21 protein-coding genes are annotated in these 18,100 nt (G+C 39.8%); all 21 read left to right on the top strand.

Features of this window, described 5'->3' with window-relative positions; genetic code table 11:
- Positions 1-30 precede the first annotated feature (30 nt).
- The 21 genes from xerC (at position 31) to HC179_RS07565 (ending at position 18,097) form a co-directional block, all read left to right on the top strand.
- Complete coding sequence (gene xerC / locus HC179_RS07665; RefSeq protein WP_168863799.1) at positions 31-939, top strand: tyrosine recombinase XerC; 909 nt, start codon at positions 31-33, stop codon at positions 937-939.
- A gap of 22 nt (positions 940-961) precedes the next feature.
- The gene (gene hslV / locus HC179_RS07660; protein WP_168863798.1) at positions 962-1,504 is read left to right on the top strand and encodes an ATP-dependent protease subunit HslV; all 543 of its coding nucleotides are present in this window, start codon (positions 962-964) and stop codon (positions 1,502-1,504) included.
- Positions 1,505-1,521: 17 nt separating this feature from the next.
- Positions 1,522-2,922 carry an HslU--HslV peptidase ATPase subunit gene (hslU, locus tag HC179_RS07655; RefSeq protein WP_168863797.1) on the top strand — a complete coding sequence of 467 codons (1,401 nt, stop codon included), beginning with the start codon at positions 1,522-1,524 and terminating at the stop codon, positions 2,920-2,922.
- A 25-nt stretch (positions 2,923-2,947) separates the two neighbouring features.
- Complete coding sequence (gene codY / locus HC179_RS07650) at positions 2,948-3,727, top strand: GTP-sensing pleiotropic transcriptional regulator CodY (RefSeq protein ID WP_060665889.1); 780 nt, start codon at positions 2,948-2,950, stop codon at positions 3,725-3,727.
- 637 nt (positions 3,728-4,364) lie between these two features.
- Positions 4,365-4,754 (top strand): flagellar basal body rod protein FlgB, encoded by a 390-nt coding sequence (flgB, locus tag HC179_RS07645; RefSeq protein WP_168863796.1) that lies wholly within the window; start codon positions 4,365-4,367, stop codon positions 4,752-4,754.
- Positions 4,754-5,206, top strand: coding sequence for a flagellar basal body rod protein FlgC (gene flgC, locus HC179_RS07640; RefSeq protein ID WP_168863795.1), 453 nt, complete (start codon positions 4,754-4,756; stop codon positions 5,204-5,206). Before flgB ends, flgC begins: the two co-directional genes overlap by 1 nt.
- Before the next feature lie 45 nt (positions 5,207-5,251).
- Complete coding sequence (gene fliE, locus HC179_RS07635; protein WP_392396809.1) at positions 5,252-5,518, top strand: flagellar hook-basal body complex protein FliE; 267 nt, start codon at positions 5,252-5,254, stop codon at positions 5,516-5,518.
- Between the two features lie 141 nt (positions 5,519-5,659).
- Positions 5,660-7,249, top strand: coding sequence for a flagellar basal-body MS-ring/collar protein FliF (gene fliF / locus HC179_RS07630; RefSeq protein WP_168863794.1), 1,590 nt, complete (start codon positions 5,660-5,662; stop codon positions 7,247-7,249).
- 18 nt (positions 7,250-7,267) lie between these two features.
- Complete coding sequence (fliG, locus tag HC179_RS07625) at positions 7,268-8,287, top strand: flagellar motor switch protein FliG (protein ID WP_148986514.1); 1,020 nt, start codon at positions 7,268-7,270, stop codon at positions 8,285-8,287.
- Complete coding sequence (gene fliH / locus HC179_RS07620; protein WP_168863793.1) at positions 8,280-9,050, top strand: flagellar assembly protein FliH; 771 nt, start codon at positions 8,280-8,282, stop codon at positions 9,048-9,050. Before fliG ends, fliH begins: the two co-directional genes overlap by 8 nt.
- 2 nt (positions 9,051-9,052) lie before the next feature.
- Entirely contained in the window at positions 9,053-10,366 is a 1,314-nt protein-coding gene (fliI, locus tag HC179_RS07615; protein WP_205825254.1) for a flagellar protein export ATPase FliI, read from the top strand.
- 9 nt (positions 10,367-10,375) lie between these two features.
- A complete protein-coding gene (gene fliJ, locus HC179_RS07610; protein WP_168863792.1) occupies positions 10,376-10,825 on the top strand; it encodes a flagellar export protein FliJ in 450 nt (149 codons plus the stop codon).
- A 4-nt stretch (positions 10,826-10,829) separates the two neighbouring features.
- Complete coding sequence (locus tag HC179_RS07605; protein ID WP_168863791.1) at positions 10,830-11,408, top strand: MotE family protein; 579 nt, start codon at positions 10,830-10,832, stop codon at positions 11,406-11,408.
- Positions 11,409-11,422: 14 nt separating this feature from the next.
- On the top strand, positions 11,423-12,616 hold the full coding sequence (locus tag HC179_RS07600; RefSeq protein WP_168863790.1) for a flagellar hook-length control protein FliK: 1,194 nt from the start codon (positions 11,423-11,425) through the stop codon (positions 12,614-12,616).
- The gene (gene flgD, locus HC179_RS07595; protein WP_168863789.1) at positions 12,613-13,266 is read left to right on the top strand and encodes a flagellar hook assembly protein FlgD; all 654 of its coding nucleotides are present in this window, start codon (positions 12,613-12,615) and stop codon (positions 13,264-13,266) included. Before HC179_RS07600 ends, flgD begins: the two co-directional genes overlap by 4 nt.
- Positions 13,267-13,299: 33 nt before the next feature.
- Positions 13,300-14,781 (top strand): flagellar hook-basal body complex protein, encoded by a 1,482-nt coding sequence (locus HC179_RS07590; RefSeq protein WP_168863788.1) that lies wholly within the window; start codon positions 13,300-13,302, stop codon positions 14,779-14,781.
- 40 nt (positions 14,782-14,821) lie between these two features.
- On the top strand, positions 14,822-15,040 hold the full coding sequence (locus HC179_RS07585) for a flagellar FlbD family protein (protein ID WP_168863787.1): 219 nt from the start codon (positions 14,822-14,824) through the stop codon (positions 15,038-15,040).
- A complete protein-coding gene (fliL, locus tag HC179_RS07580; protein ID WP_168863786.1) occupies positions 15,027-15,458 on the top strand; it encodes a flagellar basal body-associated protein FliL in 432 nt (143 codons plus the stop codon). The genes HC179_RS07585 and fliL overlap by 14 nt, the downstream gene beginning before the upstream one ends.
- A 37-nt stretch (positions 15,459-15,495) precedes the next feature.
- Positions 15,496-16,494: a flagellar motor switch protein FliM gene (gene fliM, locus HC179_RS07575; RefSeq protein WP_168863785.1), complete on the top strand. Its 999-nt coding sequence runs from the start codon at positions 15,496-15,498 to the stop codon at positions 16,492-16,494.
- A complete protein-coding gene (gene fliY, locus HC179_RS07570; RefSeq protein ID WP_168863784.1) occupies positions 16,484-17,716 on the top strand; it encodes a flagellar motor switch phosphatase FliY in 1,233 nt (410 codons plus the stop codon). The genes fliM and fliY overlap by 11 nt, the downstream gene beginning before the upstream one ends.
- An 18-nt stretch (positions 17,717-17,734) precedes the next feature.
- A complete protein-coding gene (locus tag HC179_RS07565) occupies positions 17,735-18,097 on the top strand; it encodes a response regulator (RefSeq protein ID WP_010193369.1) in 363 nt (120 codons plus the stop codon).
- Positions 18,098-18,100 lie beyond the last annotated feature (3 nt).

Raw genomic sequence — 18,100 nt, 5'->3', positions numbered from 1 at the left:
ATATTTAGTAGCCCTTGTGAGGTGATAAGTATGCAAAATGTTAAAGTTCCATTAATTTCTTTTCTAGAATATTTACAAATTGAAAAAAATTACTCAAAATATACTATTGTATTTTATCAAAAGGATATTGAAGATTTTTTTGATTTTATGAAAGAGGAAGCCATTTCAAGCATCAATGAAGTCACTCATACAGAAGCAAGAATGTATTTAACCAGGCTCCATCAAAAAAAGCTCGCACGAAAATCAGTAGCAAGAAAAACATCAAGCTTGCGCAGCTTCTATAAGTTTCTTCTCCGAGAAGAAAAAGTGGAGCAAAACCCGTTTAGCAGTGTTTCCTTGCCAAAACAGGAAAAGCGACTTCCACAGTTCCTCTACAGTGAAGAGCTGGATAAGTTGTTTGCTGTATCAGATTTGGCAACACCGCTAGGTCAGAGGAATCAAGCGCTGCTAGAGTTGCTCTATGCCACTGGCATCCGTATTAGTGAATGTTGTCACATTCAAGTTCAAGATATTGACTTTCAAGTCGGTACCATCTTAGTCACTGGAAAAGGGAACAAACAGCGTTATATACCTTTCGGAAGTTTTGCTCAAGATGCAATGAAGACCTATTTGGAAGACGGACGCAAATCACTGCTTGAAAAGCAAAAAACGCCGAATTCCACCAAGCATCTTTTTCTAAATTTCCGTGGAGGTCCCCTTACTCCCCGTGGTGTAAGGCTAATACTTAATGACATGGTACAACAGGCATGCTCAACTTTACATATTAGCCCACATATGCTCAGGCATACTTTTGCCACGCATATGTTAAATGAAGGAGCAGACCTTCGTGTAGTGCAAGAATTGCTCGGACATGCCAGTTTATCATCCACCCAGATCTATACACATGTGACGAAAGAACATTTGCAAAAGACGTATAATCAATTTCATCCTCGTGCATGAGGAACGATTGGAGGATCATTTCATGTCATCATTTCATGCTACTACGATATTTGCGGTCCAACATAAGGGACGATGCGCAATGTCAGGTGACGGTCAGGTTACATTTGGAAACGCAGTTGTTATGAAGCATACAGCACGCAAAGTGCGCAAGCTTTTCAACGGAAGGATTCTAGCTGGTTTTGCAGGATCTGTGGCAGATGCATTTACCTTGTTTGAAATGTTCGAGGCAAAGCTGGAGGAATATAACGGCAATATCCAGCGTTCAGCAGTTGAGCTTGCCAAAGAATGGCGAAGTGATAAAGTGTTGAGGAAATTGGAAGCGATGTTGATTGTAATGGATGAGTCCAGCATGCTGTTAGTATCCGGAACTGGTGAAGTTATTGAACCTGACGACGGGATACTTGCCATTGGTTCAGGTGGAAACTATGCACTTTCTGCAGGCCGTGCTTTAAAAAGATATGCAGGCGAGCATATGACAGCACGTGAGATAGCAAAAGCCTCCTTGGAAACAGCTGGAGAGATTTGCGTGTACACGAATGACAATATCATTGTAGAAGAACTATAGAAAAGGCGGTTGTGAACATGAGTACAAAATTAACCCCTAGGCAAATAGTAGATATGCTCGATCAATATATTGTAGGTCAGACCAATGCGAAAAAAGCGGTTGCGGTTGCTCTTAGAAACAGATATAGAAGGAGCCTGCTTAAAGGCAGCCTTCGGGATGAAGTAGTTCCTAAGAACATTCTAATGATCGGACCGACTGGTGTCGGAAAGACCGAAATTGCCCGCAGAATCGCAAAGCTTGTTGGTGCGCCATTCATCAAAGTAGAAGCAACGAAGTTCACAGAAGTAGGCTATGTGGGCCGTGATGTTGAATCAATGGTACGCGATTTGGTGGAAACATCCGTCCGTCTTGTAAAAGAAGAAAAGATGGCGAGTGTGAAAGAAAAAGCCTTGGAAAATGCAAACAAGCGATTGGTGGAACTATTGGTTCCAGGCAAACAAAAAAGCGCGTCATATAAAAATCCGCTTGAGATGTTTTTTGGAGGAAATGCAAGCTCAAATGATACGGATGAGCAGGAAAAGCAAGAAGAAGTATCTATTAAAGAACAAAGAAGAAGAGTGGCCCATCAACTTGCTCTAGGTGAACTAGAAGACCGTTATGTGACGGTGGAAGTGGAAGAACAGCAAGGGTCCATGTTTGATATGTTACAAGGCTCGGGTATGGAACAAATGGGCATGAACATGCAGGATGCCCTAAGTAATCTAATGCCGAAGAAAACGAAGAAAAGAAAGCTTACAGTCCGTGAGGCAAGACCGGTTCTTGCCCATGAAGAAGCACAAAAGCTCATTGATATGGATGAAGTGACTCAAGAAGCTGTGAACCGAGCAGAACAAAGTGGGATCATTTTCATTGATGAAATCGATAAAATCGCGAAAAAGAACAGTGGTTCTTCCGCGGATGTATCTCGGGAAGGTGTACAACGTGATATTCTTCCAATTGTGGAAGGATCAACCGTTGTCACAAAATACGGCCAAGTAAAGACAGATCATGTTTTATTTATTTCAGCCGGTGCCTTCCATATCGCCAAGCCATCTGATCTCATTCCGGAATTGCAAGGTCGCTTTCCGATTCGTGTGGAATTGACCAAACTATCCATAGATGATTTTGTAAGAATTTTAGTCGAGCCGGATAATGCTTTACTTAAACAATATACGGCATTATTGGAAACGGAAGGTATAAAAGTCGAATTTTCTGACGATGCTATTCGTAAACTAGCTGAAGTAGCGTTCCAAGTGAACCAAGATACTGATAATATCGGTGCCCGTCGACTTCATACGATTCTAGAGAAGTTGTTGGAGGACCTATCATTTGAAGCGCCGGATATCAATCTAGAGAAAATCGTCATCACACCGAAATATGTGGACGAAAAACTAGGTAATATTGTAAAAAATAAAGATTTAAGCCAATTTATTTTATAGAGCAGATTTTTAGGAGGAAATAAACATGCCATTATTACAAAAAACAAGAACCATCAATGCTATGCTGCAAAGAGCGGCTGGTAAACCAGTTAACTTTAAGGAAATGTCGGAAACACTTTGCAATGTTATTGAAGCAAATGTTTTTGTATTATCCCGCCGTGGAAAACTATTAGGCTATTCCATTAACCAACAGATTGAGAACGAGCGTATGATCAAGATGCTTGAAGATCGTCAATTCCCTGAAGAGTATACAAAAAACTTATTCAATATCTCTGAAACATCTTCAAACTTGGATGTGGAAAGTGAATATACAGCTTTCCCTGTAGAGAACAAGGAATTATTCAAATCAGGTTTAACGACAATCGTACCAATTATCGGTGGAGGAGAGCGTTTAGGTACTCTTATCCTTGCACGTCTTCAAGAGCCATTCTCTGATGATGATTTAATCTTGGCGGAATATGGTGCGACCGTTGTAGGTATGGAAATTCTACGTGAGAAAGCAGAAGAAATTGAAGAAGAAGCAAGAAGCAAAGCTGTTGTACAAATGGCAATCAGCTCTCTATCTTACAGTGAGCTTGAAGCAATTGAGCATATCTTTGAAGAGCTTGATGGAAAAGAAGGTCTTCTAGTAGCAAGTAAAATTGCGGACCGTGTGGGAATCACTCGTTCTGTTATCGTTAACGCTCTGAGAAAATTAGAAAGTGCTGGTGTAATCGAATCCCGTTCACTAGGAATGAAAGGTACTTACATTAAAGTCCTAAACGACAAGTTCCTATTTGAACTTTCCAAACTTAAATCACATTAATAATAACCATAGAATAAGGGTCTGACTCCTATCTGCAACATGCAGAAGAGTCAGACCCTTTTTGGTTTAACTTGAGGGAGTATATAAACCGTTGATTTCCGTTCCAGGCGCTTCGCTTGCCTGCGGGCGGTCCGTGAGCCTCCTCACAACGCTTCAGGGGTCTCACCTGTCCCTTCCTCCCGCGGGCGTCTACGCGCCTTCCACTCCAATCATCAAGGTAATCTCATTCTTCGGAGGTTAATGGAAAGTATACTAACCGGGTTAACTGAAATAGTGATAACCTTTTTTACTTACGATTTCTAGCTGTGGATTGGAGCAAAATGCGAAGACTCCTGAGGGAGATAGCGCTAGGTGGAGACCCCGCAGGCTAAGGCCGAGGAGGCTCCAGCAGTGCCAATAGGAAAGCGAAGCCAATTGCGGAAATCAACAGCGGCGAACAAGTTATTTATAGGACCTTTCTTATTCTGATATAGTTATAGGTCTATGTACCTAGTGGGTAAAATGAGCCAAATTGACGATTTTTTTTAACAATTGACACATAGACATATTGGTTACCTTAATTTACAATAAAAGCATACATACATAATTCGACAAATATATATAATTCGTAACAAAAGATTTGTTTATGGGGGTACTAATGAATATTTTTTCGACATCAATCCAAGCATTGGAAAAAGGTATACAGTATTCAGGTGCAAAACATAAAGCCATTTCACATAATATCGCAAACGTTGATACACCAAATTTCAAACGCAAAGAAATAAAGCCTACTTTTGGAGAAACTTACCAAAAAGCACTTACAGCAAATAAGACAGATAACAGACATAGAGAATTTTCGGGCAGTTCAAATAACGCTTTTAGAATGGATAGCACATCGTATTCCTACTCACATAACGGCAATAATGTCGACATAGATAAAGAAATGTCAGACTTGGCTGAAAATCAAATTTATTATTACACCTTAATCGATCAAATGAGCGGGAAGTTTCAATCGCTTCAGAACGTGATTAAAGGAGGTAGATCGTGATGTCTATGTTTAAAAGCATGAATATCTCTGCTTCTGCACTGACAGCCCAGAGGCTCAGAATGGATGTCATATCCTCTAACATGGCAAATGTTGATTCAACACGAGGTGAATACCGCAACGGGCAGTGGGAACCTTACAGGAGGAAGTTGGTGGAAACTGCACCAAAGGAAAACAGTTTCCAATCCTATTTGCAAAAAGCTTCTGGAACAGGTAATGGATTTGGTAGTGGCGTGAAAGTGACAAGGATAAAAGAGGATGATGCTCCTTTCCGCCTTATGTTCGAGCCGGAGCACCCGGATGCAAATGAAGAAGGATATGTTCAGCTCCCGAATGTCGATCCTCTAAAAGAAATGGTGGACCTAATGAGTGCATCAAGGTCTTATGAAGCCAATGTAACGGTATTTAATGCTTCTAAAGGGATCATGATGAAAACGCTGGAACTTGGTAAATAGGTGGAGGGTTAATAGATGATTACTAAAATAGCAAATTCTAATCAGATGTTTCAGAATCTAAATAGTGTTCAGAAAACCAGTGGCGATGTGCATCAACAGTTTTCTACCTATTTGAAGGATGCTTTGAATGAAGTCAACAATGCACAAGTAGCATCCAATCAAATTACTACCAAGCTCGTCAATAATGAAGGAGTAGAACTCCATGACGTATTGATTGCCCAGCAAAAGGCAAGTGTAGCCATGTCGCTTACGATGGAAGTAAGAAACAAGGGTGTAGAAGCATATCAGGAAATCATGAGAATGCAAGTGTAAGACACTTGGAACTATGCTAAAAAATAGATACATAAATAACCTATTGTCACCCAACAGTGACAGCGATCTTACAGATAGAAAATAATGCGGTTATTTACTGCATAACTTTGCTGCAAGATAATAACCGGGGGAATTGACGTAATGAAAGAGAGATTACAAGAAATAAAGACAAAAACTTTTTCCTTTTGGACGAATAGATCAAAAGCTCAAAAGACAGCGATGGTCAGTACAGTTATCGTATCCTTTTTTGCAATAATCGCAATTGTGTACTTTTTGAACAAGACAGACATGGCCCCTCTATACAAAGATTTGACCGTTCAGGAAACAGGGCAAATTAAAGAAGTGTTAGATGGTAGGGGCATCCAATCACAGATAACTAATAACGGTACCGCAATCTTGGTTCCTCAACAATCGGTAGATTCATTGAAAGTGGAATTGGCTGCCGAAGGTCTTCCGAAAAGCGGCAGCATCGATTATGGTTTTTTTGGCGAAAGATCAGGATTTGGAATGACAGACAACGAATTTCGAATAATGAAGCTAGACGCCATGCAAACAGAGCTAGCGAATTTAGTGAAAAGTATTGAAGGGGTGAAAGATGCCCAGGTCATGCTCAGCCTTCCAGAAGAAGGAGTATTCGTAAGAGAATCGACTCAAGTGGCATCAGCATCCATCGTAATTGAAAATGATCCTGGATATCAATTTGACCAGAATAATGTTAATGCGCTATACCATCTAGTATCAAAAAGTATTCCTAACTTATCTACTGATAATATCGTCATCATGAACCAAAACTTTGAGTATTTTGATTTAAAAAATAACCAAAATTCTGGCAGTACCTTTAATGCATCCACGCAACTGGAATTAAAGAAGGAAATTGAGAGAGACATTCAAAGACAGGTCCAGCAGATGCTCGGAATGATGATGGGCTATAACAAAGTGGTTGTCTCTGTGACAACTGATATAGATTTTACCCAGGAAGCAAGGGAAGAAAACACTGTAACACCAGTGGACCCCGAAAACATGGAAGGAATTGCTGTAAGTGTTGAAAGAATTACCGAGAGTTATACAGGTAGTGAAGGTAACGCAGGTGGGGTGCCGGGAACTGGAGAAGCAGATATTCCTGCATATGTTGCCGGAGGTGGAAATGGCAGTGGCGATTACGAAAGAATGGAAGAAAGAATTAATAATGAAGTCAATAGAATCAGGTCTGAAATTGTAGAAAGCCCTTATAAAGTAAGAGATTTGGGCATCCAGGTTATGGTGGAGCCTCCTGTAGCCGATGATCCATTATCCATGCAAGAAAATACAATTGAAGATATTAGACAAATACTAAGCACGATTGTCCGTACAACCATAGATAAAAACATGTTAGGGGATGACCCTGAACAAGCTAACATTGATGAAAAAATTGTTGTTTCCGTTCAGCAGTTCAATGGAAAAGTGGAAATGGAAGAAACGACAGATTCTGCAATTCCAACCTGGATATATGTTGTAGCTGGTATTCTCCTTGCTGTCATCCTCTTGTTATTGTTCCTTCTATTCAAGCGTAATGGAAAAGCGGAAGAGGAAGAGGTAATGGTTACAGAAGAAGAAACTGTCCAAATCCATGTGCCGGATATAAATAATGAAAAAGAGTCGGAAAGTTCAGCGCGTCGAAAACAACTAGAAAAAATGGCTAAAGAAAAGCCGGATGAATTTGCTAAACTATTACGTTCATGGTTGTCGGAATAGAAGGGGAGGGAGACGAATATGGCAAAAGCAACACAGGCAAAATCCTTTTCGAATAAACAAAAGGCGGCCATCTTATTGATCTCGCTTGGTCCGGATGTTTCGGCTTCCGTTTACAAGCATTTATCAGAAGAAGAAATTGAAAAATTAACACTCGAAATCAGCGGGGTACGTACAGTCGATTCTCACATCAAGGAAGATGTCCTGGAAGAGTTTCACCAAATAGCCCTTGCTCAAGATTATATCTCTCAAGGCGGGATTAGTTACGCCAAAACCGTTTTAGAAAAAGCTTTAGGTAAAGACCAGGCAACAGCAATCATTACAAGGCTTACTTCTTCTTTACAGGTTAAGCCCTTTGACTTTGCTAGAAAAGCGGACGCTTCTCAGATTCTGAATTTTATACAAAACGAACACCCACAAACGATTGCGCTTGTCTTATCCTACTTGGAACCGACAAAGTCTGGTCAAATACTATCAGAGTTACCACAAGAATTACAGGCAGATATTGCAAAAAGAATTGCAGTGATGGACAGTACATCTCCTGAAATTATAAATGAGGTAGAACAAATTCTTGAAAGAAAGCTTTCTACTACCGTTACTCGTGATTATACAAACACAGGTGGAATCGATTCTGTCGTAGAAGTGTTAAATCAGGTAGACAGAAGTACAGAAAGAACCATCCTTGACTCTTTAGAAATTCAAGATCCGGAATTGGCAGAAGAAATCAAGAAACGAATGTTCGTATTCGAAGACATTGTTACGCTTGATAACATGGCAATACAGCGAGTAATTCGTGATGTGGAAAATGAAGACATGATGCTTGCTCTGAAGGTTGCCAGTGAAGAGGTCAAAGAAATTGTGTTTAAAAACATGTCTAAACGAATGGTAGAAACCATGAAAGACGATATGGAATACATGGGTCCTGTTCGCTTAAAGGATGTCGAAGAATCCCAATCTAGAATCGTAGGTATCATTAGAAAGCTTGAAGAAGCAGGGGAAATTGTCATTGCTCGTGGCGGAGGAGATGACATCATTGTCTAAGTTAATAAAATCATTTTCTTTAATAGAAGGAAATAAGGAATCTGTTTCCATAAAAGTTGCTCCTATATTCAAGAAAAACCAATCGGAGACGAAAGCGGAAACAGTACTTGGCCATAGTATAGAATCCATCAATCTTGCTATTGAAAAAGCAAATAGGGACGCCGCTGACATTTTGGAACAGGCAGCCTTAGAAAGACAAAAAGCAGCAATGGCAATTGAAGAGGATAAGAAAGCTTGGGAATCAGAGAAAGAGTTATGGATGCAAAAAGCGTATAACGAAGGACATGAACAAGGATTTCAAGCAGGTGAAAAACAGGCACGAGCATTATATGAAGAGCGGCTTAATGAGGCTAACCGCATTATCGAATTGGCTAAATTGCAGTACAACGAAAAACTTGACAGTTCAATCGAGTCCATCGTCATGCTTAGTGTTAAAGTTGCAGAAAAAATTATTGGATCCTCCTTGGATTCAGACCCTTCCACTTTTTCGCAATTGGTTCAGACAGCGCTGAAAGAAGTCAAAGAAAAAGAGGAAATAAAAATTTATGTAAGTCCTAGCCAATACCCAAATCTACTGATGAATAAACAAATTTTGCAAAATATCATCAATAGCCAGTATGATCTTATTATTTTTCCTGATGCAGATTTACAAGATAATGGATGCTGGATTGATTCTACTGCAGGACGAATTGATGTTTCGATTGATACGCAGTTGAAAGAAGTTAAAGAACATCTTTTGCAACTTGTCAGGGTGGAGTTGTGATTATGTTGACCATTGACGATTTGCTGAAAGAAATAGATACAATAAACCCGTACAGGCGTTACGGAAAAGTAAAAAGAGTTATCGGGCTAATGATTGAATCTAAAGGGCCTGAAAGCTCCATTGGGGATGTATGTAATATCATCATCCATAAAAAGAAAAGAAGAGTTGTCCAAGCAGAAGTTGTTGGCTTCAGGGATGACCATGTTATTTTAATGCCATTTACAGATATTCAGGATATCGGACCAGGATGTATGGTGGAAGCGACTAATAATCCTTTAGAAATCAGAATCGGTGAAGAGTTAAGGGGGATGGTACTGGATGCAATGGGCAAACCATTAAATCCAGAAGAGGAATTACCTGTTGGTTTAGGTAAATACCCAACGGACCAGGCACCACCAAATCCAATGACGCGGCCATCTATCACAGAAGAGTTGGAAGTGGGAGTAAAAGTCATAGACGGCCTGCTTACAGTCGGCAAAGGTCAGAGGGTAGGAATCTTTGCAGGTAGTGGGGTAGGAAAAAGTACGCTTCTTGGCATGATTGCACGAAACACTCATGCAGACATCAATGTGATCGCACTCATTGGAGAACGTGGCAGAGAAGTTCGGGACTTTTTGGAACGTGACCTTGGTCCTGAAGGATTAAAACGCTCCATTGTTATTGTAGCCACATCCGATCAACCGGCTCTTATGCGTATTAAAGGGGCGTATACCGCGACCGCCATCTCCGAGTATTTTCGAGATATGGGATATAATGTCATGCTCATGATGGATTCCGTAACAAGGGTAGCGATGGCGCAGAGAGAGGTGGGCTTAGCTGTGGGAGAACCACCGACTACCAAAGGCTATACCCCCAGCGTATTCTCCATGCTGCCTAAGTTGTTGGAAAGAACCGGTACAAACCAATTAGGCTCCATCACAGCTTTTTATACTGTGTTAGTGGATGGTGATGACATGAATGAGCCAATAGCTGATACGGTGCGAGGTATTTTAGACGGCCATTTCGTTTTAGATAGAGACCTAGCCAATAAGGGACAATACCCAGCTATTAACGTATTAAAAAGTGTGAGTCGAGTAATGAATCATATCGTTGATCATGAACATAAAAGGGCAGCGGAATCCATGCGGGAAAAGCTATCGAAATATTACCAAGCAGAAGATCTCATCAACATTGGCGCGTATAAACGCGGCAGCTCCAGAGAAATTGATGATGCCATTCAATCCTACCCGGCCATCATTAACTATTTAAAACAAGAGGTTGATGATAGCTGGAAGTTTGCTGATACAAAAAAAGAACTAACAAACTTAATGAAGTAGGTGGTAGGCATGTCTGTAAGAAAAGGACGTTTAGAGAAGCTGTTGGTAGTGAAAAAAGCGGAGAAAGATCAAGCGAGTTCAGAATATCAAACAGCCATTTCACAGTTTGAAACGGAAGGACAAGCCTTATACGAACTTTTAAAGAAAAAAGAGCAATTAGATGAATCACTCCAAGCTAGCCTTCAAAGCGGAATACCAATAGAAACACTTAAACAGCAACAATTTTTCATGGGGAACTTGGAAAAAAACTTGCTACACCAACAAAAAAAAGTAAGCCATGCGAGAGCGTTCATGAATCTTAAAGAAGAAAAACTGAAAGAACAATCCGTGGAATGTAAAAAATATGAAGTGTTGGATAACAAAGAAAAACTTTACTGGAAGCAAAGTGATCTTAAAGTGGAGGCGACTTTTATAGACGAACTCTCCATCCTTCAATATTCGCAACATACGAATAGGTGAATAAATGATGAAAAAAGAGAAACAAACAGAAGAAGTAGAAGAAAAATATTCATTTTTGCAAAAGCTTTTATACTTGTTTATCATTCCACTTCTTTTTACTTTGGTCATTGTACTGGGCTATCTGACATATGAGGGCAAGAATATATTTGAAGTTGCCCAGTCTTTTCTCCCAGCTGATGAAAAGATGACAACAACAGAAGAAAAGAAAGAGGAAAAGGAAGTGTCTTCATCACAACAAACAGATAACCAAAATTCTTCACAAGAAATCATTCTCTTAGAAAGGCAAGTTAGTGAAAAAGAGAGAGAGATTACAAAGCTTGTTGCAAGTCTTGAAGAAGCGAATAGTAGAATAGAAGATTTAGAGAAACAACAACAGGAAATAAAGACTTCAACCAAAGAGCTGGCAAAGCTATATGAAGGTATGTCTACGAAAAAGGCTGCTCAAATCATGATGGAACTAGATGAAGAAATGGCCCTCCTGATCTTAAATCAATTAAGCACATCGAAAACATCTTCCATATTAGGACAGCTAGAACCACAACAGGCAGCAAGATTTACGGAATTACTAGCCGATAATGAATAGGTTTTTAGAAAGGAATGAAAGAAGTGAACTTTTTTGTAACAGGTGAAGGTTCTGCTTCTGTCGGATCAAGCAAAAAAATGACCAACGACGGAGTGAGAAAATCAGAGCAACTTACCGAAAATACATCGGACAGTTTCCGTTTTATTTTGTCTGAAAGTCTTCTTTCCACCAGGATGTCACTTTCAAAGCCCAATAGTGACATGGTTGACGATGAAAATGTCATCATCGAGAAGTTGTTGAAAGAAATGGATGAAACTCTGACATTGCAGCTTGTGTTGCTAAATGAACTTCAAGAATGGCGAGAGATGGAGTCAGATACAGCTGATACAAAAGAATACTTCCATCTTTTAGAAGATGTGATGGCGATGATGTCACTATTCGCCAATCTAGACGGTAATTTTCAAGGAAAAATAGATAAACAGTTGATACAACCATTCACTCAAGTTTCAGAAAGAGTGATGATGTTCATAAAAAGCTATATTATGTCAGTTGATGAACAGACAGAACTGCAAATAACTACTAAAGAACAGTCAAACGTAAAGGATCTTTTAAAGGCGATAGAATCCAAATTGGGGAAGGTGGAACAGGTGATTAGGGCAACTCATCCAGTTTTACAACCATCCACATCGGATTCGCCTACTACAAGAGCAGCTTTTGTGCCTAATAATGAAACGTTTCTACAAAACGGTCCGATTACGATGAACTTGTTGCATCAACCAAAACAGACAACCATTCAATGGGTCGTAGATACAACAACAAATGAGGTTGCACGTGAACAGTTGATGCAAAAGCTAGAAGGTATTCTGTCTAAAACAACGACAAAACTAGTGAACGGTAACCAATCCATGACTATAAGATTGGCCCCGGAGCATCTTGGAACATTACATATTAAATTGCAGGAAACCCAGAACGGCTTAGTCACAAAGCTAATTGTCCATTCCAAGTCTGCTGCCGCGCTTCTTGAAAGTGGAATGAGCAATTTGAAACAAACTCTTGCCCAAACGAATACGAGTATAGACAAGATAGAAGTCGTGTTTTTAGATCATGATCAAAAATTAACTCAACAGCATAAAGGAACAAACGAAGAAAATGCTCAACAGAAGCAATCTTTTAAGCAGGACAAACAACAAGACGATTCAAATCAATCTTTTGAAGATGTCCTTTTAGAAGAGTTAGAAACAATAAATCCTGAAGGTGAGAGAACATGACAAATTCCATTTCATCTGATCTTTTCATTCAGAACCGTCCGGTAGAATCGACCAAACAAAATAATGTAATGGGAAAAGATGATTTTCTTCGGCTACTTATTGCCCAATTACAAAATCAAGATCCTTTAAATCCGATGGAAGATAGAGAATTTATTGCCCAGATGGCAAACTTCTCCTCCCTTGAACAAATGGCGAACTTGAACAAGAGCATGGAAGGTTTTATAGACACCCAGAATAAAATGAACGTACTCTCCTTGCAACAGTATTTAGGCTCAGAGCTTACATGGCAGCACACATATATGGTGGAAAACGAACCATTTGTCGAAATGAAGAATGGTACGGTTACAAGTATCTCTATGCAAGCTGGAAAAGCTAGATTAATTATGGACGATGGAAGTCAAATTACCGTAGAGCAAATCACTAAGGTGAATCAATCTGAAGAAGTTTCTCAAGGCGGAAACGCTTCTCTATTATCAGCAAGTCATCTTATAGGAAAAAAGGTTTCCATAAGCTTAGGGGAAGAATCCTATGAAAATGTCTTGGTAAACTCTGTTCTTACAAAGGATGGAAAAATCCATCTCACTGTCACTGATGAGCGCTTGTCAGATAAAAAGATACCACTAGAAGCCATCCAACAAATTACACAATAAAGAATATCGGTAGAGAAGAAGGGGGAAAAAAACATGCTACGTTCCATGTATTCAAGTATCGGCGCACTAAGAAATTTTCAAACTAAATTAGATGTGATCGGAAACAACATCGCAAATGTCAATACGTACGGATTTAAGAAAGGAAGAGCCACTTTTCAAGAGATGATGGTTCAACAATTATCAGGTGCAAGTGGCCCAGCGGCAGGTAAAGGTGGGGTTAATGCGAAGCAAATCGGTTTAGGTTCCATGATCAGTACAATAGACACTATCCAAACTCAAGGGTCCCTTCAAACCACTGCACGACCATTAGATTTAGCCTTATCAGGTGATGGATTCTTCGCAGTAGCCTCCATTGCAGACGTGACAAGAGTGAATGTGGATAGTGCCACCACCTACGGCGACAACAAAATCTTAGGTGGGGCGATTAACAATGCAGTTGCAATGAATTATACAAGATCAGGTAACTTCTACCTTGATAATAATGGCTATATCGTGAATGCAAACGGTATGTACATGATTGGGGAAACAGGGGAGAAGAAAATTCCAAATGACCAGATCATGGCTGCATCCAACGCTGCATTGAATTCAGGAGAGATTTTCTTCGATGAATACAGGGACTTCAGAAATGATACGAACAAATACCTTGACCTTGCAATGAAGTTCCTGGAGGCACAACGGACATTTGAAGATGCTGAAAAAGCGAATTTGGAATCTGGAGGTAATGATCCTCAGCTGGCAGCGGCCGCAACGGCAGCCCAAACTGCTAGAGATAATGCAGCAACCCAGTTCAATGACTTTAATACAGATATCTATGAAAACCAAAGAACAGGATTTATAACTTCAGCTCAAAACATGAACAATGGAATTGATAGTTTCATAGGTGCAACTGGTGAAATAGCATACAGAATGATTGACCCGGTTGTCCAAAACCCGACCATTCCAATTCCAACTGGAGCAACAGCCAATATCAATGACTTATCTAATCTCGTCAGCTATGCACAGTCCGTAAAGACCAGCCTTGACACGGCTTTCAAGACTTTCGAGAATTTCATCGCTAAAGCGGAAATGATCCAGCAACCTACATGGACAGATTCATTAAGCGGCAGTCCAGGGCTGATTCAAATTCCCCCTAATGCAAGAAGCTTCAGTATTTCCGGTGATGGAAAAGTGAACTTTATCGATCAATTCGGAGACTTAAAAGTTGCTGGCCAGTTAATGTTAGCGAAGTTCCCAAATGATGCTGGATTAGAAAGAATCGGGGAAAACCTATTTCAACAGTCAAATAACTCAGGGACAATGGATAAAAACGGAGACGGAATTCAACTTGATGAAATGTTCAGACCCGGTGACAACGGGGCTGCATCTATTATTTCCGGGACGCTTGAGATGTCGAATGTAGATTTATCAGAAGAATTCACGGAGATGATTACAGCTCAAAGAGGATTCCAAGCGAACACAAGAATCATCACGACATCAGATGAAATACTTCAAGAGCTCGTCAACCTGAAGCGATAAAGGGGGAAGGGCTAAGTGGGAATGACTTGGCCCGATAGATATGATAAAGCTAACTAAACTCAATGGTCGTCCTTTTGCGGTCAATGTTTGGTTGATTGAACAGGTTGAAGAAACACCAGATACGATGATTACTTTAAATAACGGTAAAAAAGTGATAGTAAAAGAGAGAATGGAAGAAGTGATTCTGTATTGCAAGGAGTTCTATGCTCACATGCATCATGGAACACATTTGGAGGGTAAAAAAGATGTTTCGCAATAAATTACTTAATATCATGATTATTATCCTTCTTGGTATATCACTTATTGGAGTAGTTGCACTCATTACAGTGGATAAATTTTATGCGGATGAATCAACAGAAGATCCCACCATTGATGAAATCATTAAATACTCTGTTGATTTTGATGAAATAACAACAAATTTACAAAGCGGTGGCTATGTACGTTTGAAGATGAAAGTCCAAACGGATAGTAAAAAAGCAACGGAAGAACTATTGAAAAGAGATTTCCAGGTGCAAAACATCGTGATACATGAAATTGCCAACAAGACTGCTTCCGATTTTGAAGGTGGAAAAGGTCTGACTCAATTGGAACAGGAAATTCAACTAAAAATAAATGAAGTGATGCAGGACGGAGAAATCGTGAAAGTCTATACAACCTCCTTTCTCCTTCAAAACTAATCACCAAGAGAACGATGTAAATTAGGAGGTGATGGATATGTCGACAGAAGTGATGTCACAAAGTGAAATTGATGCGCTTCTTTCAGCCTTATCAACAGGGGAAATGAACGCCGAGGAGCTAAAAAAGGAAAATCAGGAGAAAAAGGTTAAAGTTTATGACTTTAAAAGGGCACTTCGTTTTTCCAAGGATCAAATCCGAAATTTGACTAGAATACATGAAAACTTTGCTCGATTATTAACGACCTATTTTTCTGCACAACTTAGAACCTACATACAAATCAGTGTTGCATCTGTTGATCAACTCCCGTATGAAGAGTTCATTCGTTCGATACCTAAAATGACAATTCTGAATGTGTTTGAAGTAGCTCCACTTGAAGGAAGGGTTGTCCTTGAAATAAACCCAACCATCGCCTATGCAATGCTTGACAGGCAACTTGGCGGCAAAGGGACAGGCGTTAACAAAGTGGACAGCTTGACAGAAATAGAAACAAGACTTATGACCACCCTTTTTGAGGGAGCCATTGAGAATTTCGGTGAAGCTTGGGATACAGTAGCCGAAATACATCCGTTTCTCTCGGATCTAGAAGTGAATCCACAGTTTTTGCAATTAGTTTCTCCGAATGAAACGGTCATTGTAATATCCATGAATATTACCATCGGTGAAGTGACAGGGATGATCAATATCTGTATTCCCCATGTCGTTTTGGAACCGGTTATCCCGAAATTATCTGCTCACTATTGGATGGAAGAAAAAAATAAAGTGAGGCAAGATCACGAGATAGCAACTCTAGAAAAAGCAATCAGGGCAACATCATTAACAATAACGACTGAATTGGGGAATTCAGAAATATCATTTTCTGACTTATTGAACATAACCATTGGCGATGTACTCCCATTACAACAGAAAATAGATGAGCCTATCATTGTCAAAGTAGACAATAAACCTAGTTTTTATGCACAGGTCGGCCAGGTAAAGAAAAACATGGCCGTACAAATATTAGAAAAAATCAAGGAGGGATACGAGGATGATGAGTGATGGAATGTTATCTCAAGATGAGATAGATGCGTTGCTTCGAGGAACAGATAACAACAATGAAGAACCCCTCTTTGTTGATCTTAATATTGAAGAATATCTATCTACAATGGAACAGGATGCGCTTGGCGAAATTGGGAATATATCATTTGGTAGTTCGGCAACCGCTTTATCTACTTTATTAAATCAAAAAGTCCAAATAACAACCCCAAAGGTGTCTCTGGTAGAGAAGAGCAGGTTGGAAAGTGAATTCCCAGATCCATATGTAGCCATAAGAGTCAGTTATACAGAAGGTTTTTCAGGTTCTAATATACTAGTAGTGGAACAAAGGGATGCTGCTATCATCGCAGATCTAATGCTTGGAGGAACAGGTGAAAACCCTCAAAGTGATTTTGATGAAATTCATCTCAGTGCCGTTCATGAAGCGATGAATCAGATGATGGGGTCTGCGGCTACTTCCATGTCGACAGTGTTTGCAAAAAAGATTGACATATCACCACCATCTGTCATGCTAATTGATTTTAAAGCAGGAGACGGAACTGCGGAGATGCCTGAGGATGAACTATTAATAAAAGTGGCATTTTCCATTAAGATCGGCAACTTAATTGACTCATCCATTATGCAAATACTTCCTTACCCTTTTGCAAAAAAGTTAGTGGAAGAGCTATTACACCGTGATGATGACAAGATTCAATCTCCACAAGTTAACCAAGAAGCTGAAACACTAACTAATCAAGCGAGCGTAAACTCCTATGAACAGCGTAATCAATCACAAACGGCTTCTTCGGCAAATCATTATCATAAAGAGGATGAGCACTACGTTGCTGAAACTCCTCAAAGAGAACATGCATATGCAGGTGGGCATGAAAGACCTAGCAATCCTACACCAAGACCGCAGCAAGCTGTTAATGTGCAACCTGCAGTTTTCACGAGTTTTGAGACCACAACTGTAGAGGAATCTGAACCTAATAACTTAAATATGCTATTGGATATACCTCTTCAGGTTACGGTGGAATTAGGAAGAACGAAGCGTTCTGTCAAAGACATCCTTGAATTATCAACAGGCTCCATTATTGAACTGGATAAGCTTGCAGGGGAACCGGTGGACATCCTTGTCAATAATAAACTTATCGCTCAAGGTGAAGTAGTCGTGATAGATGAAAGTTTTGGAGTAAGAGTAACAGATATTGTAAGTCAAACAGATAGAATCAGAAAACTTCGATAGAACCTAGGAGGAAATAACATGAGTAAAAGAATTTTAATAGTTGATGATGCAGCATTTATGAGAATGATGATAAAGGATATCCTGACGAAAAATGGCTATGATGTTGTAGGTGAAGCGGCTGATGGAGTCCAAGCTGTGGAAAAATACAAAGAACATCACCCAGACTTAGTTACAATGGATATCACCATGCCAGAAATGGATGGAATTACTGCACTTAAGGAAATCAAAGCGATCAATCCGAATGCAAAAGTCATCATGTGTTCTGCAATGGGGCAACAAGCAATGGTCATTGATGCAATCCAGGCGGGTGCGAAAGACTTCATCGTAAAACCTTTCCAAGCGGATCGAGTGATTGAAGCTATCCACAAAACTCTTTCCTAGAGG

The sequence above is a fragment of the Bacillus sp. RO1 genome (assembly GCF_012524115.1).
Lineage (GTDB): Bacteria > Bacillota > Bacilli > Bacillales > Bacillaceae_I > Sutcliffiella_A.
The sequence above is the reverse complement of the archived record's forward strand: the minus strand, read 5'-3'. Positions and strand labels throughout refer to the sequence as shown.